The following is a 25,153-nucleotide window of genomic DNA, read 5'->3' on the forward strand; positions in this document are numbered from 1 at the left end:
GCGGTTACGCCGATTGTGGATCAAGGGCCTTTGGCTCGCAGGGAATAGGGGCCTTCCCGCAGTTGGGCCACGAGGAATTCCACGGTGTGGCGGATCTTGGCGCTCGACGCCGAACGGGTGGTGGTCACGGCCATCACGTCGGCCGGCTGCGCGTGGTTGGGCAGCACGCGGACCAGGGCGCCGCTGTCCAGGTCGGCGGCCACGTCCCAGTCGGACAGCATGATGATGCCGTAGCCGTCGAGCGCCCAGTTGCGCATGATGTCGCCGTGGTTGGAGCCGGCGCGGCCGCTCACCTTGATCGACTCGACGCCGCCCGGGCCTTCCAGGCGCCAGACGCCGAACGGCTGGTCGCGGCCGCGGAACAGCAGGCAGTCGTGCCGGGCGAGCTCGGCCACGCCGGCCGGCGTGCCGCGCTTTGCGAGATAGGCGGGCGAGGCGCATAGAATCCGCTCGCTGCTGACGACCCGCTGGGCGATCAGGTTCTGCTCGCTGACCTCGCCGACGCGGATGTCGATGTCGATGCCTTCCTCGATCATGTCCATGCGGCTGTTGACCAGCTCCAGCCAGATCTCCAGCTGCGGATACTTCTTGCCGAGCAGCGCCAGGATCGGCGACACGTGGTTGCGGCCCAGGCGCAGGCTGGTGCTCACGCGCAGCGGTCCGGACGGGGCGGCCTGCGCGTTCGACATCTCGGTGGCCAGCCCGTCAACGTCGGCGAGTATGCGGCGCGCCCAGGCATACGCGGCCTCGCCCTGCGTGCTGAGGTGCACCCGCCGCGTGGTGCGGTGGAACAGCGTGACGCCGAAACGCCGCTCAAGCTCGGCGATGCGCTTGCTGACGTAGGCCGGCGAGATGCCGAGTTCCTGCGCGGCCGCCACGAAGCTCGACAGGCGCGCGACGCAGCACAGGACACGCAGGTCGATGAACTCGATGTCGCTCATTTATTATTCACTAATGGTGAATTGTGATTTCAACAAATCGGTGATTATAGTCCAAACGGTTTTTAGTATCGTTACGCCTCACCAGTGATCGCGGGAGGCTCCGTCCGGTTGGCGGCGAGGCGTTCCGCCCAGAACCAACGAGGAGCCCGTAGTGAAAAAAGTGCGTATCGCGGTGGCTGGCGCCGGCTTGATCGGCTACCGCCATATCGAGGAAATCCAGAAGAACCCGGCATGCGAACTGGCGTCCATCGTCGATCCGCATCCGCCCGCCAGGATCGCCGGCCTCGGCGCCAACGCCGGGCTGGCCGCGACGGCGGGCGTGCCGATGTACGCCTCGCTCGGCGAGATGCTGGCCAAGGACAAGCCCGACGGGGTAATCCTGGCGACGCCGAACCAGCTGCATGCGGAGCAGGCGCTCGAATGCATCGCGGCGGGCGTGACGGTGTTCATCGAGAAGCCCGTCGCGCACACGCTGGCCGAGGGGCTGCGCGTCTGCGCGGCCGCCGAGCGGGCCGGCGTCAAGGTGCTGGTCGGCCATCACCGCCGGCACAGCCCGATCCTGCACAAGGTGGTCGAGGTGGTGCGTTCCGGCGTACTCGGGCAGATCGTCGGGGTAATCGGCAGCGCGGTGTTCTACAAGCCGGACAGCGACGGCTACTACGACGGCCCGAACGCCTGGCGCCGCGAACCGGGCGGCGGCCCGATCCTGCTCAACCTGATCCACGAGGTCGGCAACCTGCGCGCCATGGTCGGCGAGATCGTCGCGGTGCAGTCCTTCACCTCGAACGCCACGCGCGGCTTCAACGTCGAGGACACGGCGGCGATCAACTTCAAGTTCGCCAACGGCGCGCTCGGCAGCTTCCTGCTCTCCGACGCCGCGGCCAGCCCGCGCAGCTGGGAACAGACCTCGCAGGAAAACAAGCGGTACACGACCTATCCCGACGAGGACTGCTACACGATCATCGGCAATCGCGGCTCGCTGGCCGTGCCGACCATGCGCCTCAAGTATTACCGGCAGGACGCGGACCGCTCCTGGTACAAGCCGTTCGTCTGCGAGACGCTGCCCGTCGAGCGCACGGACCCGCTGGCCGAACAGATCGCGCATTTCGCCGCGGTCATCCGCGGCGAGGCCGAACCGCTGGTTTCGGCGCGCGACGGCTTGCAGAACCTGCGCGTGACCGAAGCGGTCGTCGAAGCGGCGCGGACCGGCTCGGTGGTCAAGACGGTTTGAGGCAATGGCCGTTTGCCGCACGGCGGTTCACCCGCAAACGGGTAAAACGGCCGAAAGCAAGCGTTTCAGCTCTTTGACGCGCCATCCTCCGGCGAAGCCTCTCCCTTGGCTTCGCCGGATCGGCCATGACATCGGCGGTTCAGGCGCGGGTTCGCCGGACAGCCTGAAGAAGACGATGACGGTGATCGCGCCGTCGCCCGGGGAACCGACCAGTATCCGCGCCAAGATCGAGCCGATCTCGACAAAGGCCGCAAGAAACGGCGGTTGCGGATGAGGGGTGTGGCGGAAGCCGTCTCGTCCTCCTTGGCATGGGCGTCCGCAGTCGGGATTTTTCCAACATTCCAGGGAAAAGGTGCCAAGAATGCTTGCCAAAACAGAACGCAGTTCGGATCGCGCCGTGTGGCGGCGCGCTGGTGGCGCGCGGCTTTCGGAGGCGGAGCTCAGGCATTGCCGGTACTCGGCCAGAATCCTCGAGGCCTGCGTTCGCCTGGAGTTGAACGTGCCGTTCGGGCAGGTCCTCGACGAACTGGTCGCCACGGGGATTTCGGAGATCGAGGCCCGGTACTTCATGGAGCTGGGCTTCGCCGGGGCGTTCAGCGCGCTGACCGAGCGGGCCGCGGGAATACGCGGCGCGGCGACCCCTCCCGATTGAGCCTGCGTGCCGCGGGCGGAGGAAGGTCGACGGCGCGCGCGCAGAATATCGTTGCTCCGCTCGGAAGCGGGGTTTCGGCTCATGCCAAAAGATTGTCCGACAGCACCTTTTCCCGTAACGCCCCCGCGAGATGCGCGCGCATCAATGCCGCCGCCCTTTTTTTGTCGTTCGCGGCGATCGCGTCGAGGATCTCCAGGTGCTCGATCACTTGCGCGCGCCGCGGGCCGCGGCCTTGGCTGGCGTTGCGGTATTCGATCAGCCGGCGCAGGCGGTTGGTGCCGCGCACGCCTTGCAGGATGAAGCGGTTGCCCGACCACGCGGCCAGCGTCTCGTGGAAATGGCAGTTGGCTTCGAACAGTTCGAAAGCCGTCATCGTGGCGTACCCCCCCGCGACGATCGTTTCCTGTTCCCGGCGCAGGGCGGCGAGTTCGTCCGGGTCGGCGCGGAAGCGGCGGCTGCCCAGCCCGACCGGTTCGATGGCCAGGCGGAAGACGTAGCTCTCCCCATAGGCCTCGGCCGAATCGATCATCGGCTGGAACGCCCAGCCGTAGCCGGCCGACTTCTCGATCCAGCCTTCCTGCTGGATGCGCTGCAGCACCTTGCGCAGCGCGCTGCGCGAAACGTCGTAGAGGCGCATCAGGTCGAGTTCGCTGACCTCGTCGGCCAAGCGCCGCGCCAAGCGGTCCTCGGCGATGCGCAGGTACAGCGGATCGTCCGGCTGCGCGGCGATCTGGCCGGCCAGCTCGCCGAGCGTGGCGGCGTCGCGGTTCAGGAAATAGCCGCGGTGCAGGTCGTGCGACAGCACGCCCTGCGCGGCGAGGTGCCGCAGCGCGACGTTGATCGGCGAGCGCGAGGTGCCGATGCGCTGTGCCAGGCTGCTTTCGACCAGATGATCCCCCGTTTGCAGGTTTTCGCGCCGGGCGAAGGCGACGATGTCGCGCACGGCGCGCGCCTGCAGGCGGGTCAGGGGCAACGCTGCGGCGTCGCCGGAATTTTCGAGGGTGGCGTTCATGGAACCGATCCTACCTTTCGTGCCGCGGAGCGGCAACGGCGCCGCCATGCGGGAGTGAAATGGCTTGACATTGCGTTTTGTGGTTATAAAATGCGTTTATTCGACATTTTACACAATCGTTCCGGAGAACATCAGTGACGCCAACCATCCTCCCATTGCCCGGCTTCGACTGCCGCGTGATCGCCCTGCGCGACTGCGTCGAAGCCTGCCGCCCCGGCCTGTTCGAACGCCTGCCCTATGCCCGGCGCGTCTTCGCCGAGAACGTCCTGCGCCGCGCCGCGCCGGCCGACCGCGAAGCGGCGCTGGAGCAGGTGCTGGACGGGCGCTCCGACCGCGACTTTCCGTTCCATCCGGCGCGCGTCGTGCTGCAGGACATCCTCGGCGGCACCGCGCTGGTGGACATGGCCGGGCTGCGCGACGCGGTGGCCGAGGGCGGCGGCGATCCGCGCCGGATCAACCCGGTGGTGCCGTCGCAGCTGGTGGTCGACCACTCGCTCAACGTCGAATTCGCCGGTACCGACGCCGAGGCCCTGCGCAAGAACATGGCCGTCGAGGCGCGCCGCAACGCCGAGCGCTTCGAGTTCATGGCCTGGGCGCAGCGCGCCTTCGACAACGTCAGCGTGGTCATGCCGGGCAACGGCATCCTGCACCAGATCAACCTGGAGAAATTCTCGCCCGTCGTGCAGTTGCAGGACGGCCTGGCCTTCCCCGACACGCTGGTCGGCACCGACAGCCACACGCCGATGATCAACGCGCTCGGCGTGCTCGGCTGGGGCGTCGGCGGCATCGAGGCCGAATCGGTGATGCTCGGCCGGCCGATCTGGATGCGCCTGCCCGAGATCGTCGGCGTCGAGCTGCACGGCCGGCGCCGGCCGGGCGTGCAGGCCACCGACATCGTGCTGGCGCTGACCGAGTTCCTGCGCGCCCAGGGCGTCGTCGGCGCGATCCTCGAATTCCACGGCGAGGGCGTCGCCCAGCTCTCCTTGCCCGACCGCGCGACGATCGCCAACATGTCGCCGGAGTTCGGCGCGACCGCCGCGCTGTTCGCTATCGACGCGCAAACCATCGACTACCTGCGCCTGACCGGCCGCGCGCCGGAAGTGGTCGCGCTCACCGAGGCGTATGCCCGCGCGCAGGGGCTGTGGGCCGACGACCTCGCCCGCGCCGAGTACCCGCGCCGCCTGCGCTTCGATCTCTGCCAGGTCGAGCTGGCCATCGCCGGCCCGGCCAATCCGCACCAGCGCGTGCCGCTCTCGGCGCTCAGGGCGGCCGGCGTGGCCCGCGCCGTCGGCGAGCGCGACGAGCCGCGCGCCGGCGGACCTCTGCCCGAAGGCGCGGTGGTCATCGCCGCGATCACCAGTTGCACCAACACCTCCAACCCGCGCAACCTGATCTCCGCCGCGCTGCTGGCGCGCAACGCGGCGCGGCGCGGGCTCACGCGCCAGCCCTGGGTGAAGACCTCGTTCGCGCCCGGCTCGCGCGCCGTGGCCGGCTACCTGGCCGCGGCCGGGCTGCTCGACCCGCTGCGCGAACTGGGCTTCGGCATCGTCGGCTTCGCCTGCACCTCGTGCAACGGCATGTCCGGCCCGCTGGACGCGGCGATCGAGGCCGAGATCCTAGCGCGCAAGCTGCCGGTCGCCGCCGTGCTCTCGGGCAACCGCAACTTCAACGGGCGCATCCATCCGCGCGTGCAGGAGGCGTTCATCGCCTCGCCGGCGCTGGTGGTGGCCTACGCCATCGCCGGCAGCATCCGCATCGACCTGCAGCACGAAGCGCTGGCCGTCGACGCGCAGGGGCGGCCGGTGACGCTGGCCGATCTGTGGCCGGACGACGCGGAAGTCGACGCGCTGCTCGCCGAGCACGTGCGCGGCGAGCATTTCGCCGCCGCCTACGCCGGGCTGTACGGCGGCGCGGACGGCCAGGCAGGCGCGGCCGACGCGGCGCCGGTTGCCCCGCGCTTCGCCTGGCGCGAGGACAGCACCTACATCCGCCGGCCGCCCTACTGGCAGAGCGACCTGACGCGCCCGGCGCGCGCCGGCGCGATGCGCCCGATCGCCATCCTCGGCGACAACGTGACCACCGACGACCTGTCGCCCTCCGGCGCCATCCTGCCCGAGAGCCCGGCCGGCCAGTACCTGCTGGCGCGCGGCGTGCCCCAGGAGGAATTCAACACCTACACCACGCACCGCGGCGACCACATCGTCGCCGTGCGCGCGACCTTCGCCAACAACCGCCTGAAGAACGAGATGTGCCCCGGCGTCGAGGGGCCGTTCACGCGCCTGATGCCCGAAGACGCGGTGACGCCGCTCTTCGAGGCCGCGCAGAAATACCTCGAACGCGAGCAGGAACTGATCGTCGTCGCCGGCCGGAACTACGGCTGCGGCTCGTCGCGCGACTGGGCGGCCAAGGGCGTGCGCCTGATCGGCGTGCGCGTGGTGGTGGCCGAGAGCTTCGAGCGCATCCACCGCACCAACCTCGTCGGCATGGGCGTCCTGCCGCTGGAGTTCGCGCCGGGCGTGACGCGCCTGACGCTCGGCCTCGACGGTTCGGAGCTGTACGCGCTGGAAGACTACGACGGCTCGCCGCCGCCGGGCGCCACGCTGACCCTGGCGATCACCCGCCGCGACGGCAGCGTCGTGCGCACGCCGGTGCGTTCGCGCATCGACACCGACGACGAGCGCGCGATGTTCTCGGCCGGCGGCCTGCTGCCGCGCATCGCCGCCGAGCTGCTGGCGTAGGAGAAAAAGCAAAAAATCGTTTTAACCACAACGACACGACGGGCACAACGAAAAAAACAGGATTTTGTCTTTCGTCGTGCTCGTTGTGCCCGTTGTGGTTAACGAAGTCTTCACATACGAAAGGAGCACGACCATGACCCAGCGCCGCATCCCCGCCGTCTACATGCGCGGCGGCACCAGCAAGGGCGTTTTCTTCCTCGCCGGCGACCTGCCGGCCGATCCGGCCGAGCGCGACCGCATCCTGCTGCGCGTGATCGGCAGCCCGGACCCGTACGGCAAGCACATCGACGGCATGGGCGGGGCCACCTCCAGCACCAGCAAGGTGGTGATCATCGCCAAGTCGGCGCGGCCCGACTGCGACGTCGATTACCTGTACGGCGGGCTGGCGGTGGACAAGGCGACGGTCGACTGGAGCGGCAACTGCGGCAACCTGACCACGGCGGTCGGCCCGTTCGCCATCGCCCGGGGGCTGGTCGCCGCGCCGGCCGAGGGCTGGGCCACGGTGCGCATCTGGCAGGCCAACATCGGCAAGCGGATCGTCGCGCACGTGCCGATGCGCGGCGGCGAAGTGCAGGAGGAGGGCGATTTCGAGCTCGACGGCGTGACCTTCCCGGCCGCCGAGATCAGGCTCGAATTCCTCGATCCGGGCGCCGGCGACGGGGAAGGCGAGGGCGGCGCCATGCTGCCGACCGGCCATGCCACGGACCTCCTCGACGTGCCGGGCGTCGGCCGGCTGGAAGTCTCGCTGGTCAATGCCGGCCTGCCGACGATCTTCGTGGCGGCGGAGAGCCTGGGCTTCAAGGGCACCGAACTGCAGCCGGACATCAATCCGCATCCGGAAATCCTGGCGCGCATCGAGAAGATCCGCACGCACGGCGCCGTGGCCATGGGCCTGGCCGCCTCGCCCGACAAGGCGGCGACGCACACGCCGAAGCTCTGCTTCGTCGCGCCCAGCGCGGACTACGCCGCATCCGACGGCCGCATGGTGAAGGCGGCGGACATCGACCTGCTCGCCCGCGTCTTCTCGATGGGGCCGCTGCACCACGCGATGACCGGCACCGGCGCGGTGGCGATCGCCGCCGCGGTGGCGCTTCCGGGCACCATCCCCAACCGGCTGGCCAGGAAGAGCGCCGACGGCTGGGTGCGCTTCGGCCATCCCTCGGGCACGTTGAGCGTCGGCGCCGAGGCGCGCGAGGAGAACGGCGCGTGGTCGGTGAGCAAGGTGATGATGAGCCGCTCGGCGCGCCGCCTGATGGAAGGCGTGGTGTTCGTGCCGGAAAGGTAAGGAACGCCGGAGCGCGGACGGCGTCCCCGGCGCCCGCGTGAAATCGAAAATCGCCGCGTTTCCTTGGTGGCCGTATTCGTTGGGCCGATAATACGGCACCCGGCGGACGGCCACGGAGGCGCGACGATGCACGATCACCACGACACCAGCGATTACTTCGACGTCAGGCAACTGCAGCTGCTCGACGTGCTGTACACCACGCGCAGCGTCACCCGCGCGGCCGAGCGCCTGGGGCAGACGCAGCCGACGGTGAGCACCTGGCTCAAGCAGATCCGCGACAAGGTGGGCGATCCGCTGTTCGTCCGTACCGCCAAGGAGATGGTGCCGACGCCGCGCGCCGACGTGCTGGTCGAGAAGGCGCGCGAAATCCTCGAAGCGATGCGCCAGATCAGCGGCGCGGTGCCGCGCTTCGATCCGGCCACGTCGAACCGCGTCTTCCGCATCTGCGCGCCCGATTCGGCGCACATCACCATGATTCCCCGCCTGCTGCAGTGCATCCGCGGCATCGCGCCCAACGTCCAGGTCGAGACCCTGCCGGTCAACGACAATTCGGCGCGCCTGCTCGAAAGCGGCGAGGCCGATCTGGCCTACGGCGGCTTCATCCCCGGCATGGACACCGGTTTCTACCAGCAGGCGCTGATCAAGCAGGACTTCATCTGCCTGGCCAGCATGGACCATCCGCGCATCCAGGGGCGGATGGCGCTGGAGGACTACGGGCGCGAAGCGCACGTGGCGGTCAGCTACGGCGGCATCCACGGAGTCAACGCCTTGATCAAGTCGGCCCTGCACGCCAGCCACATCGAGCGGCGGGTGCTGCTGACGCTGACCGGCTTCCTCGGCATCGGCAAGGTGATCGCCACCACCGACCTGATCACCACCCTGCCGCGCAACATCGGCGAGACGCTTGCCAGCCAGTACGGCCTGCAGATCCTGGAATGCCCGGTGGGCATCCCGACGTACATGATCAAGCAGTACTGGCACGCCCGCTATCACCGCGATCCGGGCAACCAGTGGCTGCGCAAGCTCTGCGCGCAGTACGCGGAGTAGCGCCTCCGGCGCCACCGCTCCGGCCACACCTTTCCCCCGAAAGAACCCAATGGACTACACCAATTTCGACTACCGCCTCGAAAACCACGTCGCCCACATCACCATCGACCGTCCCAAGGCCTACAACGCCCTCGACCTAGAGTGCATGAAGGAGCTCTGCGACATCGTCAACCGCTGCGGCTCGGATCGCTCGGTGCGCGCCGTGGTCATTACCGGCAGCGGCAGCAAGGCGTTCTGCGCCGGCGGCGACGTCGCGTCCTTCGCCCGCGATCCGGAAACCGTCGATCTGCTGCTCAAGGAAGTGACGGGATTCATGCACCTGGCCATCTCCCGCCTGGCCTGGATGGACGCGCCGGTCATCGCGGCGGTCAACGGCGTCGCCGCCGGGGCCGGGCTGGGGCTGGCCGCCGCGTGCGATCTGGCGATCGCGGCGGACAACGCGGTATTCACCAGCGCCTACACGTCGATCGGCCTGACGCCGGACGGCGGCGCCAGCTATTACCTGCCGCGCCTGATCGGCCGCCGGCGGGCCATGGAGCTGTTCTTGACCAATCGCGTGCTGAGCGCGCAAGAGGCGCTCGACTGGGGGCTGGTCAACCGCGTGGTGCCGCAGGCCGACCTGGAGAAGGAGGCCGGCGCCCTGGCCGAGCAGCTGGCGAACGGCCCGACGCGGGCCTGTGGCGGCGTCAAGAAGCTGCTGGCGCTGGCGCAGAACGATTCGCTGGAGTCGCAGATGGAACGCGAATCCAGGCAGATCGCTGAACTCGCCCGCTCGCCCGACGGACTTGAAGGGGGGCGCGCCTTCGTCGAGAAGCGCAAGGCGGCGTTCGCCGGCTGAATGCGCGGCGCGCCCGCCGCGCCCTGGGCGCCGGCGGCGGAGCGCAAGGATCAGCCGATGCGCCGCAGGTGGATGGCCACCGAAATCTGCGCGCCGAGCCAGCCGAGCGCGGCGCCGAGGCCGACGACCGCGCCGGCCTCCGGCAGCGTCGGACCGTGCGGGGCGAAGGCGGCGCCGTAGAGATCGAGCAGCTCGCCGGCCGGTGCGGCCAGCGCCCCACCGATGCCGGCGACGAGCAGCAGTGCGAACAGCCCGCCAAGCGCGCCCTGCAAGGCGCCGAAATAGTGGAACGGCCGGCGGATGAAGGCGTCGGTGGCGCCGATCAGCCGCGAGACCTCGATTTCGGCGGCCTGGGCCAGGATCTGCAGGCGGATGGTGTTGAAGGTGACCGCCACCAGCGCCCCCGCGAACAGCCCGGCAAGCAGCGTCACCGCCAGCCGGCCGATGCGCAGGAAGGCCTCCAGGCGCCGGCTCCAGGCCGAGTCGAGCTGGACGTGCGCCACGCCGGGCCAGCCCTTGAACGTCTCCGCCAGGCGCTCCAGCGTGGCCGGCCGGCCATCGTCCGGCTCCACGACGAAGGCATCGGGCAGCGGATTGCGCGCCAGGCCGGCGACGATGTCGGCCATGCCCTCGGTTTCCTTCAGGCGCTTCAACGCTTCGTCGCGCGCGACGAAGCGCCATTTGCCGGGCTTCGCCTCGCGCAGGCGCGCTTCGATTTCCGCCGTTTCCTTCCTGCCGCCGTCGGTCGTCATGAACACGCTGATCTGCTGCACGCCCGAGACGTCGCCGGCGAAGCGCTGCAGGTTGTCGAGCACCACCCAGCCGGCGGCGGGTAGCGCCAGCGCGGTGCCGATGACGATCAGCGACAGCAGCGTGTTCAGCGGCGAGGAAACGAGGCGGCGCACCGCGCTTTTCAGCGCCGCCCCGTGCTGGAAGAACACTCCGTTCATGCGCCGTCTCCGACCAGCCGGCCGTGTTCCAGGCGCAGCACGCGCGGCGCGAAGCGGGCCATCCACTGCGGGTCGTGCGTGGCGACGACCAACGTGACGCCGACCTGGTGGAAGGAGCGGAAGATGTCCAGGATGCGGCTCGCCGATTCGCTGTCCAGGTTGGCCGTCGGCTCGTCGGCGAGCAGCAGCGACGGGCGGTTGACCACGGCGCGGGCGATCGCCAGGCGCTGCTGCTCGCCGCCGGACAGGGCGATCGGGCGGGCGCGCTCGCGGTCGAGCAGGCCGACCTTGTCCAGCGCGGCACGGGCGCGGCGGTGCGCCTCGCGCGCCGGCAGGCCGACGATGGACAGCGGCAACAGCACGTTGTCGAGGACGCTGCGGTCGAAGAGCAGCTTCTGGTCCTGGAAGATCAGGCCGAGCTTGCGGCGCAGGTAGGGAATCGCGCGGCGCCGCAGGGCGGCGAGGTTCTGGCCGTCGACCACGATGCTGCCCGCGGTCGGCTTCTCGATGGCCGCCAGCAGGCGGAACAGCGTGGATTTGCCGGCGCCGGAATGGCCGGTGATGAACACCATCTCGCCATCCGCGATCTCGAAGCTGACGTCCCTCAGGGCTTCGAGGCCGTGCGCATAGCGCTTGGTGACGGCGCTGGCGGAAATCATCGCGGGGCTACTCGAAGAGGGCGTCGACGAAGTCCCGGGCGACGAAGGGGCGCAGGTCGTCGATGCCCTCGCCGACGCCGACATAGCGGATCGGCTTGGGGCACTGGCGGGCGATCGCCGCGATGACGCCGCCCTTGGCCGTGCCGTCGAGCTTGGTGACCACCAGGCCGGTGACGCCGATCGCCTTGTCGAAGGCCTTGACCTGCGCCAGGGCGTTCTGCCCGAAGTTGGCGTCGAGCACCAGCAGCGTTTCGTGCGGCCCGCTCGGGTCGGCCTTCTGGATGACGCGGCGCACCTTGGCGATCTCCTCCATCAGGTGCAGCTGCGTCGGCAGGCGGCCGGCGGTGTCGGCCAGCACCACGTCGATGCCGCGCGCGCGGGCCGCCGAGATGGCGTCGAAAATGACCGCCGCCGGGTCGCCGGCTTCCTGCGCGATCACGGTCACGCCGTTGCGCTCGCCCCAGGCCTGCAGCTGCTCGCGCGCCGCGGCGCGGAAGGTGTCGCCGGCGGCCAGCAGCACGGATCGGCCCTGCGCCTGGAAGTGCTTGGCCAGCTTGCCGATCGAGGTGGTCTTCCCGGCGCCGTTGACGCCGGCGATCATGATGATGAACGGCCGGTGCGCGCTCACGTCGAGCGGCTGTTCGAGCGGCAGCAGCAGGTCGTGCAGCGCGCCGGCCAGCGCCTCCTGGATGCCTTCCGGCGTGTCGATGCGGTCGCGGCGGGAACGGGCCTTCAGCTCGTCGAGCAGGTACTCGGTCGCGTCGAGGCCGACGTCGCTGGTCAGCAGCAGGCTTTCGAGCTCTTCGAGCAGTTCCTCGTCGACCTTGCCGCGCGAAAAGATGGATTTGAGCTTGCCGCCGAGTTGGGCGCGCGTGCGCGCCAGCCCGGCCTTCAGGCGTTCGCGCCAGGACGGCGCGGGCGTCGGCGCGGCGGGCGTCGCGTCGTCCGGCGCGGGCTCGGCGGATTTCTTCAGGAAACCGAACATGGGGCTTTGGTGTCTCTGGGGATCGGGAGTGATGGCGGGGGTAGTGGCAGAATCGGACGCCGGAGACCGTCGTGGCCGGAATCGATTAAGATGCCGAGTCCGTGTGTCGCTCTCCGTCAATCTGTCCACGATTTTATCAGAAGCCGTTTCCGCCTATGTCCCAGATACCGCGAATCATCCGCCTGGCCGCCGCCGCGGCCGTCCTCGCGCTCGCCGCGTCCGCGTGGGCCAACCCGTTCGAGCGGCAGCTGACGAACGGGTTGCGCATCATCGTCAAGGAGGACCGGCGCGCGCCGACCGCCGTGCACATGGTCTGGTACCGCGCCGGCAGCATGGACGAAACCAACGGCACGACCGGCGTCGCGCACCTGCTCGAACACATGATGTTCAAGGGCACGCCGGCGGTCGGCGCCGGCGAGTTCAGCCGCCTGGTGGCGGCCGCCGGAGGGCGCGACAACGCCTTCACCAGCCGCGACTACACCGCCTATTTCCAGCAGGTGCCGAAGCAGCAGCTCGAACGCATGATGCAGCTCGAAGCCGACCGCATGCGCCACCTGACGCTCGACCCGAAGGAGTTCGAGCAGGAGATCAAGGTGGTCATGGAGGAGCGCCGGCTGCGCACCGACGACCAGCCGCCGGCGGCCTTGGGCGAACAACTGCACGCGGTGGCCTTCCAGGCGCATCCGTACCGCGTGCCGGTGATCGGCTGGATGAACGACCTGGAGGCGATGACCGCGCAGGACGCGCGCGACTGGTACGACCGCTGGTACGTGCCGAACAACGCCTACGTGGTGATCGTCGGCGACGTCGATCATGACGAGGTCTTCCGCCTGGCCGAGCACTACTACGGCCCGCTCGCCGCGCGCCCGCTGCCGACGCGCAAGCCGCAGCAGGAGCCGGTCCAGGCCGGCATCCGGCGGCTGGTGTTCAAGGCGCCCGCCGACCTGCCGGTGCTGCTGATGGCCTACAAGGTGCCGGTGCTGCGCGACGTCGAGCGCGACGTCGATCCCTACGCCCTGGAAATGCTCTCGGCCATCCTCGACGGGCACGAGGCGGCCCGCTTCTCCCGCCGGCTGGTGCGCGAGCAGCGCCTGGCGGTGTCCGCCGGCGCCGGCTACGACGCCACCGCGCGCGGCCCCGGCCTGTTCTACCTGCAGGGCTCGCCCAGCGCCGGGCGCACGCGCGTCGAGCTGGAGGCCGGTTTCCGCGCCGAGATCGCGCGCATCGCCCGCGAGGGCGTCGGCGACGACGAACTGGCGCGGGCCCGCGCGCAGCTCGTCGCCGGCGAGGTGTACAAGCGCGATTCGATGTTCGCCCAGGCCATGGAGATCGGCCAGTTCGAAGCGGTCGGCATCCCGTACGGCGAGGACCGGCGGCTGATCGAGAAGCTGCAGGCGGTGACCGCCCCGCAGGTGCAGGACGTGGTGAAGCGCTACCTGGTCGACGACGGCCTGACGGTCGCCGAGCTCGACCCGCAGCCGCTGTCCCGCGCCCCCGCCCGTCCGGCGCCGCCGGCCACCTCCCACCGTCACTGAGCAGGCAAGCGATGAATGCAATGAAGAAAATCAGGGTGTTGGGCGTCATCTTCCTGGCGGCTGTCAGCGGCTTGGCCGCGGCCGGGCCGCGGATCGAGCACTGGGTCGCGCCGTCCGGCGCGCGCGTCTACTTCGTCGAAAACCGCGCCCTGCCGATGCTCGACGTGCAGGTCGACTTTCCCGCCGGCAGCGCCGGCGACCCGGCCGGCAAGCCGGGGCTGGCGTCGCTGACCCACGCGCTGCTCGACATGGGCGTCGAAGGCCTGGACGAGAACGGCATCGCCGACCGGCTGGCCGATCTCGGCGCGCAGATTTCCGGCGGCGTGGAGATGGATCGCGCGTCGGTCAGCCTGCGCACGCTGTCCGCCCCGGCAACTCGCGGGTCGGCGCTGGCAGTCTTCCGCGCCGTGCTGTCCACGCCGCAATTCCCGGCCGACGTGTTCGAGCGCGAGAAGGCGCGCAAGGTGGCATCGCTGAAGGAGGCGCTGACCCGCCCCGACACGATCGCCAGCCGCGCCTTCTGGGCGGCGCTGTATCCGGGCCACGCCTACGGCCGCAGCGCCACGCCCGAGTCGATCGCGGCGATCGCGCGCGACGATCTCGCACGCTTCTACAGGACGCATTACGGCGCCGGCGGCGCGGTGGTCACCATCGTCGGCGACGTCGGGCGCGGCGAAGCCGAGGCCCTGGCCCGGGAACTGACGGCGCAACTGCCGGCCGGCGCCGTGCCGCCGCCGGCCGGGGCGCCCGGCCCGGCCGCGGGCGGCGAGCAGCGCCTGCCCCATCCGGCGGCGCAGGCTCACGTGCTGATCGGCCTGCCGGCGTTGAAGCGCGGCGATCCGGACTTCTTCGCGCTGCAGGTCGGCAACTACACGCTGGGCGGCGGCGGCTTCGTCTCGCGCCTGATGCGCGAAGTGCGCGAAAAGCGCGGCTTCGCCTACAGCGTGTATAGCGCCTTCCTGCCGATGGCGCAGGAGGGGCCGTTCCAGATCGGCCTGCAGACCCGCAAGGAACAGGCCGGCGAGGCCCTGCGCGTGGTGCGCGAGGTGCTCGCCGGCTTCCTGGCCGAGGGGCCGGACGAAGCGGAACTGCTGGCCGCCAAGCAGTATCTCGCCGGCAGCTTTCCCCTGCGCCTCGACAGCAACCGCAAGCTGCTCGACAACGTGGCGGTGATCGGCTTCTACGGCCTGCCGCTCGATTACCTGGACACCTACGTGGCCAACGTCGAGAAGGTGACGGCGGCCGAGGTGCGCGCCGCCTTCGCCCGGCACGTCCGGCAGGAAAACCTGGCGACGGTGGTGGTCGGCGGGGAGTAGGGCGGGACGGCGATGAATTCGGTGCGCATCATCGGCGGCGCCTGGCGGCGGCGCGTGCTGCGCTTCCCGGACGGCGAAGGCCTGCGCCCGACGCCGGACCGGGTGCGCGAGACGCTGTTCAACTGGCTCGGGCAGGACCTGTCGGGCCTGGCGTGCCTGGACCTGTTCGCCGGCAGCGGCGCCCTCGGCTTCGAGGCCGCCTCGCGCGGCGCGGCGCGCGTGGTCATGGTCGAGCGCGCGGCCGGGGCGGCCGCCGCGCTGCGCGCCAACGCCGGGTCGCTGGGAGCGGCGGAGCGGGTGGAGATTGTGCAGGCGGATGCGGTAAAATTCGCGTCCTCGCGCGCCGCGGCCGCGCCGCGCTTCGACGTGCTCTTCCTCGATCCGCCCTACCACCAGGGCTGGCTCGGGCGCCTGGAACCGCTGCTGCCGGAGCTTCTGGCCGACGACGGCGCGCTGTACGTGGAGGCCGAGGCGGCGCTGGACGGCTGCGGCCGCTGGCGCACGGTGCGCAGCGGGAAAGCGGGACAGGTCTTTTATCACTTGATGCGGAACGGAGAGCCCGATGGCGCTCAATAAACGGATGGCGATCTACGCCGGAACCTTCGATCCCCTGACGCGCGGGCACGAGGATCTGGTGCGCCGGGCGGCGAACCTGTTCGATCACGTCATCGTGGCGATCGCCGCCAGCCACGCCAAGCGCCCCTTCTTCACCCTGGAGGAGCGCAGGGAGATGGCGCAGGAAGTCCTCGAACGCTACCCGCAGGTGGAAGTCTGCACCTTCGACGGGCTGCTCATGGACTTCCTCCACGCGCGCGGCGCGAAGGTCATCCTGCGCGGCCTGCGCGCCGCGTCGGACTTCGAGTACGAGTTCCAGATGGCCGGGATGAACCGCAATCTGTATCCCGAAGTCGAAACAGTGTTCCTGACGCCCAGCGAGAAATACATGTTCATTTCGGCGACGATGGTGCGCGAGATCGCCATCCTCGGCGGCGACGCGAGCAAGTTCGTCCATCCCTCCGTCAGCGAGCGCCTGAAGCGGAAGGTGGCCGGCCAGCAGCCGGCCTGACCCCGCCCTTAAATATACGGAAAGAGAGCACCATGTCTTTGATTATCAGCGATGAATGCATCAACTGCGACGTCTGCGAGCCGGAATGCCCGAACGGGGCCATTTCGCAGGGCGACGAAACCTACGTCATCGATCCGGCGAAGTGCACCGAGTGCGTCGGCCACTACGACACGCCGCAATGCGTCGAGGTCTGCCCGGTGGACTGCATCTCCAAGGACCCCGCGCACGCCGAGAGCAACGACCAGCTGTGGGTCAAGTACGAGAAGCTGACCGGCAACAAGCGCTGACCGGCGCCGTCAACGAAGCGAGCCGCCACCCGGCGACGGGATGGCGGCTCGTTCTTTTCGATCCTGCGCGCGTCAGGCGGCGTCGCGCAGGGGCGTTTCGGCGGTGCGCGCGCGCAGGACGCGGCGCACGGCCTGCGCGGCGTTGTCAACGTCGCGCATCTCGTCGAGCAGCTGGCATTCGACGTGCAGCAGCTCGTTGATGCGCTCTTCCAGCGTGTCGGTCGCCTGGTGGATGCGCTTGATGCTTTCCAGCCGGCGCTTCAACTGGATCTGGCGCTCCCGGATCTGCGTCTCCATCGGCGCGATCAGCGCCTTGATCCACGATTCGGCGTCGCGGTTGGCGCTTTCGAAGAGCCGCCGGACCTGATGCGCGACCTCGTCGAAGAAGCGCTGCGTGAGCTGCCGCTTCTGGTGCGTCATCAACTGGAAGACGGTGTTCAGGTGGGTGTCGCACCACTGTTCCAGGCGGTCGATCTCGCGGTGGCAGCGGTTGAGCGAGAGCGTGGCCGGGTTGCTCAGCTTGAGGCCGTGCTCGACGACGAATTTCCTCTGGATGGCGTCGATCATTTGCGTGATTTCGCCGATCTCCGTTTCCGATTCCTTCAGGCTGCGCCGCGCTTCGGCGAAGAACCTGCGCATGGCGTCCGACAGCGTGCGCGAGAACGTCGCGTCGAGCATGGCTTGGCGGGTCGAGGCGGTCAGCGCGCGCAGCGAATCCATGCCGAGGCGCCCGAACAGCCGGTTGCTCAACTGCGAGAAGACGCTGCGCACGGCATAGAAGCGCTGCAGGCCGGTCTCGAATTCCTCCTTTTCCACCCGCACCTTGCCCATCATGTATTCGACCACGCCTTTGTTCTTGCCGCGCAGTTCGGCCATTTCGCCGAGCTGTTCGCGCAGGCCGGCGAGGCGCGCCTCGAGCAGGCCGCGCACGCGCGCGTGGATGTCGGCGAATTCGGCCTCGGTGCTTTCGCGCACGATGTCCTGCTTGGCGGGGATCAGCTCGAACGACAACGCGTGTTCGAGCGCCGGCAGCCGGCTGCGTTCGAGCAGCGCCTCGTCGCCGTTGACCCGCGCCACCAGCCCCTTCTGCGCGGACACCGGAAAGATCTGGTCGGCGGGCAGGCCCAGCGTCTGCGCGCTTTCCTGCACCTGGCGGTCGATCTCGGCCGAGATTTCCTCCTCGGACTTGAGGCCGTCCCACAGGCCGTCGATCTTGTTCAGCACGACGATGCGCCCGCGCGTGCTGTCGCCCCGCTGGCCGATGTGCTCCTTCCACACGGTGAGGTCGGACTGCGTCACGCCGGTGTCGGCCGCCAGGATGAACAGGATGGCGTGGGCGCTGGGCAGCAGCGACAGGGTGAGCTCGGGCTCCGTGCCGATGGCGTTGAGGCCGGGCGTGTCGAGGATGACCAGGCCCTGCTGCAGCAAGGGATGCGGGTAGTTGATGACGGCGTGGCGCCAGCGCGGGATTTCGACCAGCCCGTCCGCGTCGGCGTTGGCGGCGTGCTCCCCGTCCTCGGGAAAGCCCAGCCGGACGGCGGTTTCGCGCGGCACCCGGCGCACCTCGCTGACCGAGCGCAGCGTTTCCTGCATGGCGTCCGGCGCATCGACGTCCAGCGGCAGCGACGTCCACTCGGCCGGGTAGCGCTTGTAGTCGGCGATGCCGATCTCGCTGGCGCGGGTCTCGATCGGCAGCAGCTCGATGCAGGGCTCCTTGCCCGAGTCGTACATCAGCTCGGTCGGGCACATGGTCGTGCGCCCGGCCGTCGACGGCAGCATGCGGTTGCCGTGATAGGCGAAGAAGACGGCGTTGATGAGTTCCGACTTGCCGCGCGAAAACTCGGCGACAAAGGCGACGTTGAGGCGATCCTCGCGCAGCTTTTCGAACAGGCGCTCGAAGCGCAGATCGGTCTGCGCGTCGCCGAGCTCGTTATCGGCCAGCCGGCGGTGGAAATCGGCCAGGCTCCCGGAGAGCCGGTTGCGCCATTCGGAATAGGCGGCGAACTGTTGGGCAAGCGTCATGATTCATTCCATGAGAATACTTCCCCGGCACTCTACCACAGCCGTCCGGGCAATCAAGCTCACGGTTCCTTGCCCGTCCCGGCCGCGGGTGGCGGCAGGGGCGAGCCGCCCTGGTTTTCCCTGGCCGCCTTCTCGGCCGCCTTTTGCTCGGCCTTGGCGCGCTCCCGGGCTTTCTTCTCGATCTGCGCGGCCTGTTTCTGCGCGCGCTTTTCTTCCTTCACCTGGCGCTTGGCCTGTTCCTCGGCCGATTTCCTGCGGTTTTCCTCGGCCTTGCGTTCCTTGTCCAGCCGTTTCTCTTCGCGCGCAGCCGCCTTGGCGGCTTCGTCGGCCCGGTAGCGTTCGGCCCGTTCCTGCTGCTCGGCTTCGCGGGCCGGGCGTTCGGCCGCGCGCCGGTCCTTTTCGGCCTCGATTTCGCCGCGCCGGGATTCCCGCTCGAATTCGCGGGCCGGCGCCTCCAGCCGCCGCGCCCCGACGATCGTGTTCGTGTAGCGCTCCTTGGCTTCCTTGAGGCAGTCGTTGACCAGGATCTTGCGGTAGCAGGCGGCTTCGTCCGCCGCGTAGCGCCGCTCGGCGTCCTGGCGCATGGCTTCGGCCCGCTGGCGCTGCGCCGCGGCCTGTTCGAGCGTCTGCGGCACGGGCGCGGCGTCCGCCGGCTGGGCCCGCAGCGGCGGGCCGGCGGCCAGCAGCAGGACGGCAAGGAGCGGGTGGAACGGGCAACGCATGGTGATTCTCCTGGGAAGCTGCGGCACCGCCGGCGGCACGCGGCGCGGCGGGCCGGAACCGCCTAATCTATCAGAAACGCGGCGGCGTGTTGCGCATCCGGCCGCGGGGTGCGTGCTACCATCCGGGGGTTCCGTTCTCCACGGTTGCCGCCATCATGATGATCGAAAATCGGCACGGGCTTTGCGCGGGAGGCTGCCTGATCGCCCTGCTTTCCATCTCGCATGCCGTGCCGGCGCAGGAACAGAGCAGCGGCATGGCCGCCCTGACCGTGCGCGGCTTCGGCACGCTGGGCGTGGCGCGGTCCACCAACGGGCAGGCGGAGGTGGCGCGCGACCTGCTGCAGCCGCGCGGCATTCCGGACCACTGGTCGGCGCGGAACGATTCCAACCTCGGCGTGCAGGCCAATTATCTGGCGAGCGATACCGTCGAGGCGGTGGCGCAGGCGGTCAGCCGCTACAACTACAAGGGCAATTTCACCCCGGAGGTGACGGAGCTGCTCGTCAAGTACGATCCGAGCGCCTACCTGAGCCTGCGCGGCGGCCGTATCGGCACCGATTTCTTCATGCACGGCGACAGCCGGCTGATCGGGTATTCCCAGCTCGCCGTCCGGCCGAACATCGATTATTTCTCGTCGCTGGCGGTCACCTACCTCGACGGCGGGGACGGGCAGGTCACGCTGCCGCTCGGCGACGGGCTGCTGCGCGGCAAGCTGTATTACGGCTTCCTCGCCGAAAAGCTGCCGTTCGCCGGCGGCCAGCTCGACCTGCGCGGCTCGCGCTCGATCGGCGGCTACGTCGATTACCAGACGGGGGGCTGGCAATGGCGCGGCGGCATGGCGCAGATCAGCTTCAAGCATGCGATGCCGGCGGCCGTCGGCGAGCTGCAGGCGGACCTGCGCGACACGGGCGCCGCCTCGGCGGCGCGGGCGGCGGACGCGCTGGAGCTGCAGGGCACGGACGTCCGCTATTACTCGATCGGCGCGGTGTACGACCGCGGGCCCCTGCTGCTGCAGTTGATGCTCAGCCGGCTGAGCTACGAGTCCGAGGCCGTCCGGGACCAGGATTCCGCGATGTTCCTGGCGGGCTACCGCATCGGCGAGGTCAAGCCTTTCGTCGGCTATTCGCGCGTCAGGTCGCGGCGCGCGCACCTCGCCCCGGGCCTGCCGGACACCGGCAGCGGCGCGCAGCTCAACGCCGCGCTGGCCGGCGTGCTGGCGCAGTCGTACGCCGACCAGCATACCGTGTCGCTGGGCATGCGCTGGGATTTCCGTCGCGACATGGCGCTCAAGTTCCAGGCCGACGCGATCCGCGGCAGCGACGATTCGATCTACATGGTCCGCCAGGAGACGCCCCGTTGGAACGGGAAGACCAACGTCTTCACCGTGGCGCTGGATTTCGTCTTCTGAGGGGCGGGCGTGTCGGGACGGCTGCTCATCCTCCTCATGCTGGCGCTGCTGGCCTTCGCGGCGCGCGCGGAGAGCATCGTGGTGGTGGTCAATCCGGGCAGCGGCGTGGAGTCGCTCAGCCGCAACGACGTGATCAACATCTTTCTCGGCGGCTTCCGCCAGTTTCCGTCGGGCATCCCGGCGCTGCCCATCGACCTGCCGCAGGGGCATCCGGTGCGCGAGGAGTTCTACCGGCTGCTGGTGGGCAAGAATCCGTCGGAAATCAACACCTACTGGTCGCGTCTGATATTCTCGGGAAAAACACGCCCGCCGATCCAGGCCGGGCGCGTCGAGGACGCGCAGTCCATGGTTCTGGGCTCGGCCGGCGCGATCACGTACATGGAGCGCAGCAAGGCCGGCGGGCGCGTGAAGATAGTTTTCGAACTGACGCCCTGAAGCGCGCGGCCACGGCCGCGCCGGGGGACTTCGGGCATTTTTTACGGGTGGGGGCATGCAGGCTTTCTGGCGGCGGAGCATTCTCGTGCGCGCGGCGATGCAGGTCGTCGGTATCGGGCTGGTGGTCGGCCTCGGCTTCGTCTTCCTCACCGCGCACCTGACCGAGCGCTATCACCAGCAGGGCGTCTCGCAGCGCATCCGCGAGCTGATGACCACCGTCGAGAGCACCGCCCAGATCGCCTGCTTCACCAAGGACCCGGCGCTGGCGCTGGAAGTGGTGAACGGCCTCGCGCGCAACAGCGAGGTGTTCGGGGCGACGATCGTCGGCGGCTCGGAAATCCTGGCCGAGCGCAGGAAGAACGGCGAAGGCGCCGACCGGCTCCGGCTGGCGACGAACGGGCGCATCAGCAAGGCGATCGCCTCGCCCTTCGACGCCGCGCAGATCGTCGGCGAGCTGATCATCGACCCGGACCCGGAGATCGTCAGCACGCGGGTGAAGGAAAGCGGCGCCTTCGTCGCCCTGCTGCTGGGCCTGCAACTGCTGGTGGTGGTGTCCGCGGTGGCGGCCGCCGTGCTGCTGTGGATCGTGCGCCCGATCAAGCGCATGTCCGACAAGCTGCACGTGATGGACGCGCATTCGATCGAGCAGCTGGCGGTGCCCCGCGGCCACGAGAACACCGAGATCGGGCGCCTGGCGGCCGACATCAACCAGCTCGGCCAGCGCCTGGTGGCGTCGCTGGACGAGGAGCGCCATCTGCACGTGCAGCGCGAAATCGGCGAGCGCAAGTACCGCGCCATCTTCGAGAACGCCGACTCGGGCATCTTCGTGGTCGATCGGCAGCTGGCGCTCGAATCCTGCAACCACGCCTTCTACCGCCAGCTCGGCCTGCCGCCCGGCGAGAAGCCCGACCTGCCGCGCCTGCGCTGGCGCGATCCCGAGGCGCTGCCGCGGCTCGTCGAGCAATGCGCCGTGTTGAACCGCTCGGTGTCGGACGACTGCGAGTACGCGGTCGGCGACGGCGCGGTGCGCTGGTTCAGCGTGACCCTGACGCCGATCGGCGACGGGCTCATCCAGGGGCAGCTGACCGACATCTCCCGGCACAAGCAGGCGGAACTGTCGGCGCAGCAGGAAGCCGTCACCGACGCGCTGACCGGCCTGCTCAACCGCGCCGGCTTCCTGCAGAAGATCGACGATGAGGTCGCTGCCTGCGCGGACGACGAGAATGCCGGCTTCGCGCTGCTGATCGTCGATCTCGACGGCTTCCGCCGGGTCAACGAATCGCTGGGCCTGGCCTCGGGCGACCGCATCCTGTCGATCACCGCCCATCGCCTGCGCGCCTGCGTGAAGAGTTCGGACCACGTCTCGCGCCTGGGCAACGACTCCTTCGGCATCGTGCTGCGCGCCACGGCCGACGAGAAGGCGGCGGCCGGCGTCGCCATGCGCATCTCCGTTTCCCTGAAAGGCTTCTTCGAGGTCGGCAGCGCGCCGCTGCAGCTCGGCGCGAGCATCGGCATCGCGCTGTTCCCGCACGACGGAGGCGACCGGGAGCTGCTGCTGCGCAACGCCGAGATGGCGCTCGAACACGCGCGGCTCGGCGGCAGCCGGTACTGCTTCTTCGACTTCACCATGGCGCGCAACGCCGAGTACCGGCGCCACCTGGAGAACGACCTGCGCTTCGCCGTGCGGCGCAACGAGCTGATCATCCATTTCCAGCCGATCATCGACCTGTCCGTGCGCCGGATGGCCGGCGCCGAGGCGCTGATCCGCTGGGCGCACCCGCAGCGCGGGATGATCCCGCCCGACGTCTTCGTGCCGCTGGCCGAGGAGACCGGCGCGATCATCAACATCGGCCTGTGGATGGTCGAGGCCGTATGCCAGCAGCTGGCGAACTGGAAGCGGCAGGGCCGCGCCGACCGCTACATCTCGATCAACGTTTCCGCGCGGCAGATTCCCGACGGGCTGCCGCCGATCACCCTGATCGAGACGGCCAACCGCTACGGCGTCGATCCCGGCAATCTGGCGATCGAGATCACCGAGAGCGTGTTCATGGGCGACTCGGAGGCGGCCAAGACGTGGCTGGACGCGGTGCACGAGCTCGGCTTCCGCATCTATCTCGACGACTTCGGCACGGGCTACTCGTCGCTGTCGTACATCAAGCGCTTCCCGGTGGACGTGCTCAAGGTGGACAAGTCCTTCGTGCGCGACATGAGCGAGGACAACAGCGACCGCGCCCTGGTCGGGGCGATCATCAACATGGCCCGCAGCCTGGAACTCACGGTGGTCGCCGAGGGCGTCGAGTCGCAGCGCCAGCTCGACCTGCTGGAGGCGGCCGGCTGCCGCTGCGTGCAAGGCTACTATTTTTCCCGCCCGGTGCCGGCGGATGCGATCGAGGACGCCAGCCGGCGCATCGAACAGCTGCTCTGAACCGGCGGCCGCGCCGGCTTTTGGTAGAATCACGGGTTCGTTCCGCCACCCACCACCAGCCAGGGAGTTTCCCGTGAAGATCGTCTGCCTCGACCTCGAGGGCGTGCTCGTCCCCGAAATCTGGATCGCGTTTTCCGAGCGGACCGGCATCCCGGAGTTGCGCCGCACCACGCGCGACGAGCCGGACTACGACAAGCTGATGCAGTTCCGCCTGGACATCCTGGCGCGGCACCAGCTCGGGCTGAAGGACATCCAGCAGGTGATCGGCGCCATGGGGCCGCTGCCGGGCGCGCGCGAATTCCTCGACGCGCTGCGCGAGGATTACGAGGTGATCATCCTCTCCGACACCTTCTACGAATTCGCCCACCCGCTGATGCGCCAGCTGGCCTGGCCGACGCTGTTCTGCCACAGCCTGGAGACCAGCGCCGACGGCATGGTGGTCGACTACCACCTGCGCATGCCCGAGCAGAAGCGCGAAGCCGTCAAACGCTTCCGCGAGATGAACTTCACCGTGGTCGCCGCCGGCGATTCCTACAACGACACGAAGATGCTCGGCGAGGCGCATGCCGGCATCCTGTTCCACCCGCCCGAGAACGTCATCCGCGAATTCCCGCAGTACCCGGTGACCCGGACCTACCCCGAACTGCGGACGCAGATCGACCAGGCCTTCGCGCGCCTCGCCGGCTGATCCCGTCATGTACTCACAGCAACGCTACTACACGCTTTCCGCCTCCTGCCCCGACCGCGTCGGCATCGTCGCCCGCGTGGCCGGCTTCATCGCCGAGCACCACGGCTGGATTCTCGAATCGCGCTACCACTCCGACGACAACAACGGGCACAGCCAGTATTTCATGCGCATCGACATCAAGGCCGATTCGCTGCCCTTCCACCTCGCCGAGTTCCGCGAACGCTTCCGCCCGATCGCCGAGGCGCTCGAGATGGACTGGAAGATCAGCGATTCGGCGGTCAAGAAGCGCGTGGTGATCATGGTCAGCAAGCAGGAGCACTGCCTGTACGACCTCCTGGCGCGCTGGCAGTCGAAGGAGCTGGACATCGAGATCCCGTGCATCATCTCGAACCACGACACCTTCCGCGGCTTCGTCGAATGGCACGGCATCCCCTTCCACCACGTGCCGGTCGCGGCGGACCACAAGGAGGCGGCCTACGCCGAGATCCGGCGCCTGTTCGAGGAGGTCAAGGGCGACACCATGGTTCTGGCGCGCTACATGCAGATCATCCCGCCGGACATGTGCGCCGCCTACCCCGGCCGCATCATCAACATCCACCACTCCTTCCTGCCCAGCTTCGTCGGCGCGCGGCCGTACCACCAGGCCCACCAGCGCGGCGTCAAGCTGATCGGCGCGACCTGCCACTACGTGACCAGCCAGCTCGACCAGGGGCCGATCATCGAGCAGGACGTGATCCGCATCGACCACACCGACTCGGTCAACGACATGGTCCGCTACGGCAAGGACATCGAGAAAGCCGTGCTCGCGCGCGGCCTGCGCTACCACCTCGAAGACCGCGTGTTGGTGCACGGCAACAAGACGGTGGTGTTCCGATAAAACGAAATCAACCACGGCGACACGGCGGGCACGGCG

Annotated in this window: 24 protein-coding genes; 17 read left to right on the forward strand and 7 right to left on the reverse strand. The window is 69.0% G+C overall.

The annotated features are described in order from the left end of the window. Window positions 1-20: 20 nt before the first annotated feature. Window positions 21-941, reverse strand: coding sequence for a LysR family transcriptional regulator (locus tag QM701_RS13865; RefSeq protein WP_415167634.1), 921 nt, complete (start codon window positions 939-941; stop codon window positions 21-23). A gap of 151 nt (window positions 942-1,092) precedes the next feature. Here QM701_RS13865 and QM701_RS13870 point away from each other — a divergent pair, with 151 nt between their 5' ends. The 3 genes from QM701_RS13870 to QM701_RS13880 all read left to right on the forward strand — a co-directional run bounded on the left by QM701_RS13870 (window position 1,093) and on the right by QM701_RS13880 (window position 2,824). Continuing rightward, on the forward strand, window positions 1,093-2,172 hold the full coding sequence (locus QM701_RS13870; protein WP_415167635.1) for a Gfo/Idh/MocA family protein: 1,080 nt from the start codon (window positions 1,093-1,095) through the stop codon (window positions 2,170-2,172). Window positions 2,173-2,176: 4 nt separating this feature from the next. After that, entirely contained in the window at window positions 2,177-2,446 is a 270-nt protein-coding gene (locus QM701_RS13875) for a hypothetical protein (RefSeq protein ID WP_415167636.1), read from the forward strand. 87 nt (window positions 2,447-2,533) lie between these two features. Then, window positions 2,534-2,824 (forward strand): hypothetical protein, encoded by a 291-nt coding sequence (locus QM701_RS13880; protein WP_415167637.1) that lies wholly within the window; start codon window positions 2,534-2,536, stop codon window positions 2,822-2,824. A gap of 79 nt (window positions 2,825-2,903) precedes the next feature. Here the strand turns inward: QM701_RS13880 and QM701_RS13885 are convergent, their stop codons facing one another. After that, entirely contained in the window at window positions 2,904-3,836 is a 933-nt protein-coding gene (locus QM701_RS13885) for an FCD domain-containing protein (protein WP_415167638.1), read from the reverse strand. 134 nt (window positions 3,837-3,970) lie between these two features. Between QM701_RS13885 and acnA the strand changes: the two genes are divergently transcribed. The 4 genes from acnA (at window position 3,971) to QM701_RS13905 (ending at window position 9,744) form a co-directional block, all read left to right on the forward strand. Then, the gene (gene acnA / locus QM701_RS13890) at window positions 3,971-6,574 is read left to right on the forward strand and encodes an aconitate hydratase AcnA (RefSeq protein WP_415167639.1); all 2,604 of its coding nucleotides are present in this window, start codon (window positions 3,971-3,973) and stop codon (window positions 6,572-6,574) included. Window positions 6,575-6,707: 133 nt separating this feature from the next. Further along, window positions 6,708-7,859, forward strand: coding sequence for a 2-methylaconitate cis-trans isomerase PrpF (prpF, locus tag QM701_RS13895; RefSeq protein ID WP_415167640.1), 1,152 nt, complete (start codon window positions 6,708-6,710; stop codon window positions 7,857-7,859). Between the two features lie 126 nt (window positions 7,860-7,985). After that, entirely contained in the window at window positions 7,986-8,906 is a 921-nt protein-coding gene (locus QM701_RS13900; protein WP_415167641.1) for a LysR family transcriptional regulator, read from the forward strand. A 49-nt stretch (window positions 8,907-8,955) separates the two neighbouring features. Beyond that, complete coding sequence (locus QM701_RS13905; RefSeq protein ID WP_415167642.1) at window positions 8,956-9,744, forward strand: enoyl-CoA hydratase/isomerase family protein; 789 nt, start codon at window positions 8,956-8,958, stop codon at window positions 9,742-9,744. Between the two features lie 50 nt (window positions 9,745-9,794). On the opposite strand, the gene ftsX is transcribed toward QM701_RS13905, so the two are convergent. The 3 genes from ftsX to ftsY are packed head-to-tail and all read right to left on the reverse strand — an operon-like array spanning window position 9,795 to window position 12,458. Next, window positions 9,795-10,694 carry a permease-like cell division protein FtsX gene (gene ftsX / locus QM701_RS13910; RefSeq protein WP_415167643.1) on the reverse strand — a complete coding sequence of 300 codons (900 nt, stop codon included), beginning with the start codon at window positions 10,692-10,694 and terminating at the stop codon, window positions 9,795-9,797. Continuing rightward, a complete protein-coding gene (ftsE, locus tag QM701_RS13915) occupies window positions 10,691-11,353 on the reverse strand; it encodes a cell division ATP-binding protein FtsE (RefSeq protein ID WP_415167644.1) in 663 nt (220 codons plus the stop codon). The genes ftsX and ftsE overlap by 4 nt, the downstream gene beginning before the upstream one ends. Window positions 11,354-11,360: 7 nt before the next feature. Beyond that, on the reverse strand, window positions 11,361-12,458 hold the full coding sequence (ftsY, locus tag QM701_RS13920; protein WP_415169397.1) for a signal recognition particle-docking protein FtsY: 1,098 nt from the start codon (window positions 12,456-12,458) through the stop codon (window positions 11,361-11,363). Window positions 12,459-12,493: 35 nt separating this feature from the next. On the opposite strand from ftsY, the gene QM701_RS13925 reads away from it, so the two are divergent. Genes QM701_RS13925 through QM701_RS13945 form a run of 5 tightly spaced genes read left to right on the forward strand, consistent with a single transcriptional unit; the run spans window position 12,494 to window position 16,542 of the window. Next, window positions 12,494-13,873: a M16 family metallopeptidase gene (locus QM701_RS13925; protein ID WP_415167645.1), complete on the forward strand. Its 1,380-nt coding sequence runs from the start codon at window positions 12,494-12,496 to the stop codon at window positions 13,871-13,873. A gap of 20 nt (window positions 13,874-13,893) precedes the next feature. Next, window positions 13,894-15,189 carry a M16 family metallopeptidase gene (locus QM701_RS13930; RefSeq protein WP_415167646.1) on the forward strand — a complete coding sequence of 432 codons (1,296 nt, stop codon included), beginning with the start codon at window positions 13,894-13,896 and terminating at the stop codon, window positions 15,187-15,189. Window positions 15,190-15,201: 12 nt separating this feature from the next. Next, on the forward strand, window positions 15,202-15,765 hold the full coding sequence (gene rsmD, locus QM701_RS13935; RefSeq protein ID WP_415167647.1) for a 16S rRNA (guanine(966)-N(2))-methyltransferase RsmD: 564 nt from the start codon (window positions 15,202-15,204) through the stop codon (window positions 15,763-15,765). Next, window positions 15,752-16,255 carry a pantetheine-phosphate adenylyltransferase gene (coaD, locus tag QM701_RS13940; protein WP_415167648.1) on the forward strand — a complete coding sequence of 168 codons (504 nt, stop codon included), beginning with the start codon at window positions 15,752-15,754 and terminating at the stop codon, window positions 16,253-16,255. Before rsmD ends, coaD begins: the two co-directional genes overlap by 14 nt. A gap of 32 nt (window positions 16,256-16,287) precedes the next feature. Beyond that, window positions 16,288-16,542, forward strand: coding sequence for a YfhL family 4Fe-4S dicluster ferredoxin (locus QM701_RS13945; RefSeq protein WP_415167649.1), 255 nt, complete (start codon window positions 16,288-16,290; stop codon window positions 16,540-16,542). Window positions 16,543-16,614: 72 nt separating this feature from the next. Here the strand turns inward: QM701_RS13945 and QM701_RS13950 are convergent, their stop codons facing one another. Together QM701_RS13950 and QM701_RS13955 are read right to left on the reverse strand one after the other, a co-directional pair. Next, complete coding sequence (locus QM701_RS13950; protein WP_415167650.1) at window positions 16,615-18,564, reverse strand: dynamin family protein; 1,950 nt, start codon at window positions 18,562-18,564, stop codon at window positions 16,615-16,617. Window positions 18,565-18,623: 59 nt separating this feature from the next. Beyond that, on the reverse strand, window positions 18,624-19,286 hold the full coding sequence (locus QM701_RS13955) for a hypothetical protein (protein ID WP_415167651.1): 663 nt from the start codon (window positions 19,284-19,286) through the stop codon (window positions 18,624-18,626). A 155-nt stretch (window positions 19,287-19,441) separates the two neighbouring features. Here QM701_RS13955 and QM701_RS13960 point away from each other — a divergent pair, with 155 nt between their 5' ends. The 5 genes from QM701_RS13960 (at window position 19,442) to purU (ending at window position 25,117) form a co-directional block, all read left to right on the forward strand. Further along, on the forward strand, window positions 19,442-20,692 hold the full coding sequence (locus tag QM701_RS13960) for a hypothetical protein (protein WP_415167652.1): 1,251 nt from the start codon (window positions 19,442-19,444) through the stop codon (window positions 20,690-20,692). Window positions 20,693-20,701: 9 nt separating this feature from the next. Next, window positions 20,702-21,127, forward strand: a complete 426-nt coding sequence (locus tag QM701_RS13965) for a hypothetical protein (protein ID WP_415167653.1) — start codon at window positions 20,702-20,704, stop codon at window positions 21,125-21,127. A 55-nt stretch (window positions 21,128-21,182) separates the two neighbouring features. Then, window positions 21,183-23,552 carry a putative bifunctional diguanylate cyclase/phosphodiesterase gene (locus QM701_RS13970; protein ID WP_415167654.1) on the forward strand — a complete coding sequence of 790 codons (2,370 nt, stop codon included), beginning with the start codon at window positions 21,183-21,185 and terminating at the stop codon, window positions 23,550-23,552. 73 nt (window positions 23,553-23,625) lie between these two features. Then, window positions 23,626-24,240, forward strand: coding sequence for a bifunctional phosphoserine phosphatase/homoserine phosphotransferase ThrH (gene thrH / locus QM701_RS13975; RefSeq protein ID WP_415167655.1), 615 nt, complete (start codon window positions 23,626-23,628; stop codon window positions 24,238-24,240). 7 nt (window positions 24,241-24,247) lie between these two features. Next, window positions 24,248-25,117 carry a formyltetrahydrofolate deformylase gene (gene purU / locus QM701_RS13980; protein ID WP_415167656.1) on the forward strand — a complete coding sequence of 290 codons (870 nt, stop codon included), beginning with the start codon at window positions 24,248-24,250 and terminating at the stop codon, window positions 25,115-25,117. Window positions 25,118-25,153: the final 36 nt, after the last annotated feature.

Source organism: Propionivibrio sp. (genome assembly GCF_047602565.1).
In the GTDB taxonomy this organism is placed as follows: domain Bacteria; phylum Pseudomonadota; class Gammaproteobacteria; order Burkholderiales; family Rhodocyclaceae; genus Propionivibrio.

Bases quoted from the DNA above. Each gene is read 5' to 3' on its own strand.
- QM701_RS13865 (WP_415167634.1), bottom strand. From the start codon at position 941: ATGAGCGACATCGAGTTCATCGACCTGCGTGTCCTGTGCTGCGTCGCG.
- QM701_RS13875 (WP_415167636.1), top strand. From the start codon at position 2,177: ATGGCCGTTTGCCGCACGGCGGTTCACCCGCAAACGGGTAAAACGGCC.
- QM701_RS13880 (WP_415167637.1), top strand. From the start codon at position 2,534: ATGCTTGCCAAAACAGAACGCAGTTCGGATCGCGCCGTGTGGCGGCGC.
- QM701_RS13885 (WP_415167638.1), bottom strand. From the start codon at position 3,836: ATGAACGCCACCCTCGAAAATTCCGGCGACGCCGCAGCGTTGCCCCTG.
- prpF (WP_415167640.1), top strand. From the start codon at position 6,708: ATGACCCAGCGCCGCATCCCCGCCGTCTACATGCGCGGCGGCACCAGC.
- QM701_RS13900 (WP_415167641.1), top strand. From the start codon at position 7,986: ATGCACGATCACCACGACACCAGCGATTACTTCGACGTCAGGCAACTG.
- QM701_RS13905 (WP_415167642.1), top strand. From the start codon at position 8,956: ATGGACTACACCAATTTCGACTACCGCCTCGAAAACCACGTCGCCCAC.
- ftsX (WP_415167643.1), bottom strand. From the start codon at position 10,694: ATGAACGGAGTGTTCTTCCAGCACGGGGCGGCGCTGAAAAGCGCGGTG.
- ftsE (WP_415167644.1), bottom strand. From the start codon at position 11,353: ATGATTTCCGCCAGCGCCGTCACCAAGCGCTATGCGCACGGCCTCGAA.
- QM701_RS13925 (WP_415167645.1), top strand. From the start codon at position 12,494: ATGTCCCAGATACCGCGAATCATCCGCCTGGCCGCCGCCGCGGCCGTC.
- QM701_RS13930 (WP_415167646.1), top strand. From the start codon at position 13,894: ATGAAGAAAATCAGGGTGTTGGGCGTCATCTTCCTGGCGGCTGTCAGC.
- rsmD (WP_415167647.1), top strand. From the start codon at position 15,202: ATGAATTCGGTGCGCATCATCGGCGGCGCCTGGCGGCGGCGCGTGCTG.
- coaD (WP_415167648.1), top strand. From the start codon at position 15,752: ATGGCGCTCAATAAACGGATGGCGATCTACGCCGGAACCTTCGATCCC.
- QM701_RS13945 (WP_415167649.1), top strand. From the start codon at position 16,288: ATGTCTTTGATTATCAGCGATGAATGCATCAACTGCGACGTCTGCGAG.
- QM701_RS13950 (WP_415167650.1), bottom strand. From the start codon at position 18,564: ATGACGCTTGCCCAACAGTTCGCCGCCTATTCCGAATGGCGCAACCGG.
- QM701_RS13955 (WP_415167651.1), bottom strand. From the start codon at position 19,286: ATGCGTTGCCCGTTCCACCCGCTCCTTGCCGTCCTGCTGCTGGCCGCC.
- QM701_RS13960 (WP_415167652.1), top strand. From the start codon at position 19,442: ATGATGATCGAAAATCGGCACGGGCTTTGCGCGGGAGGCTGCCTGATC.
- QM701_RS13970 (WP_415167654.1), top strand. From the start codon at position 21,183: ATGCAGGCTTTCTGGCGGCGGAGCATTCTCGTGCGCGCGGCGATGCAG.
- purU (WP_415167656.1), top strand. From the start codon at position 24,248: ATGTACTCACAGCAACGCTACTACACGCTTTCCGCCTCCTGCCCCGAC.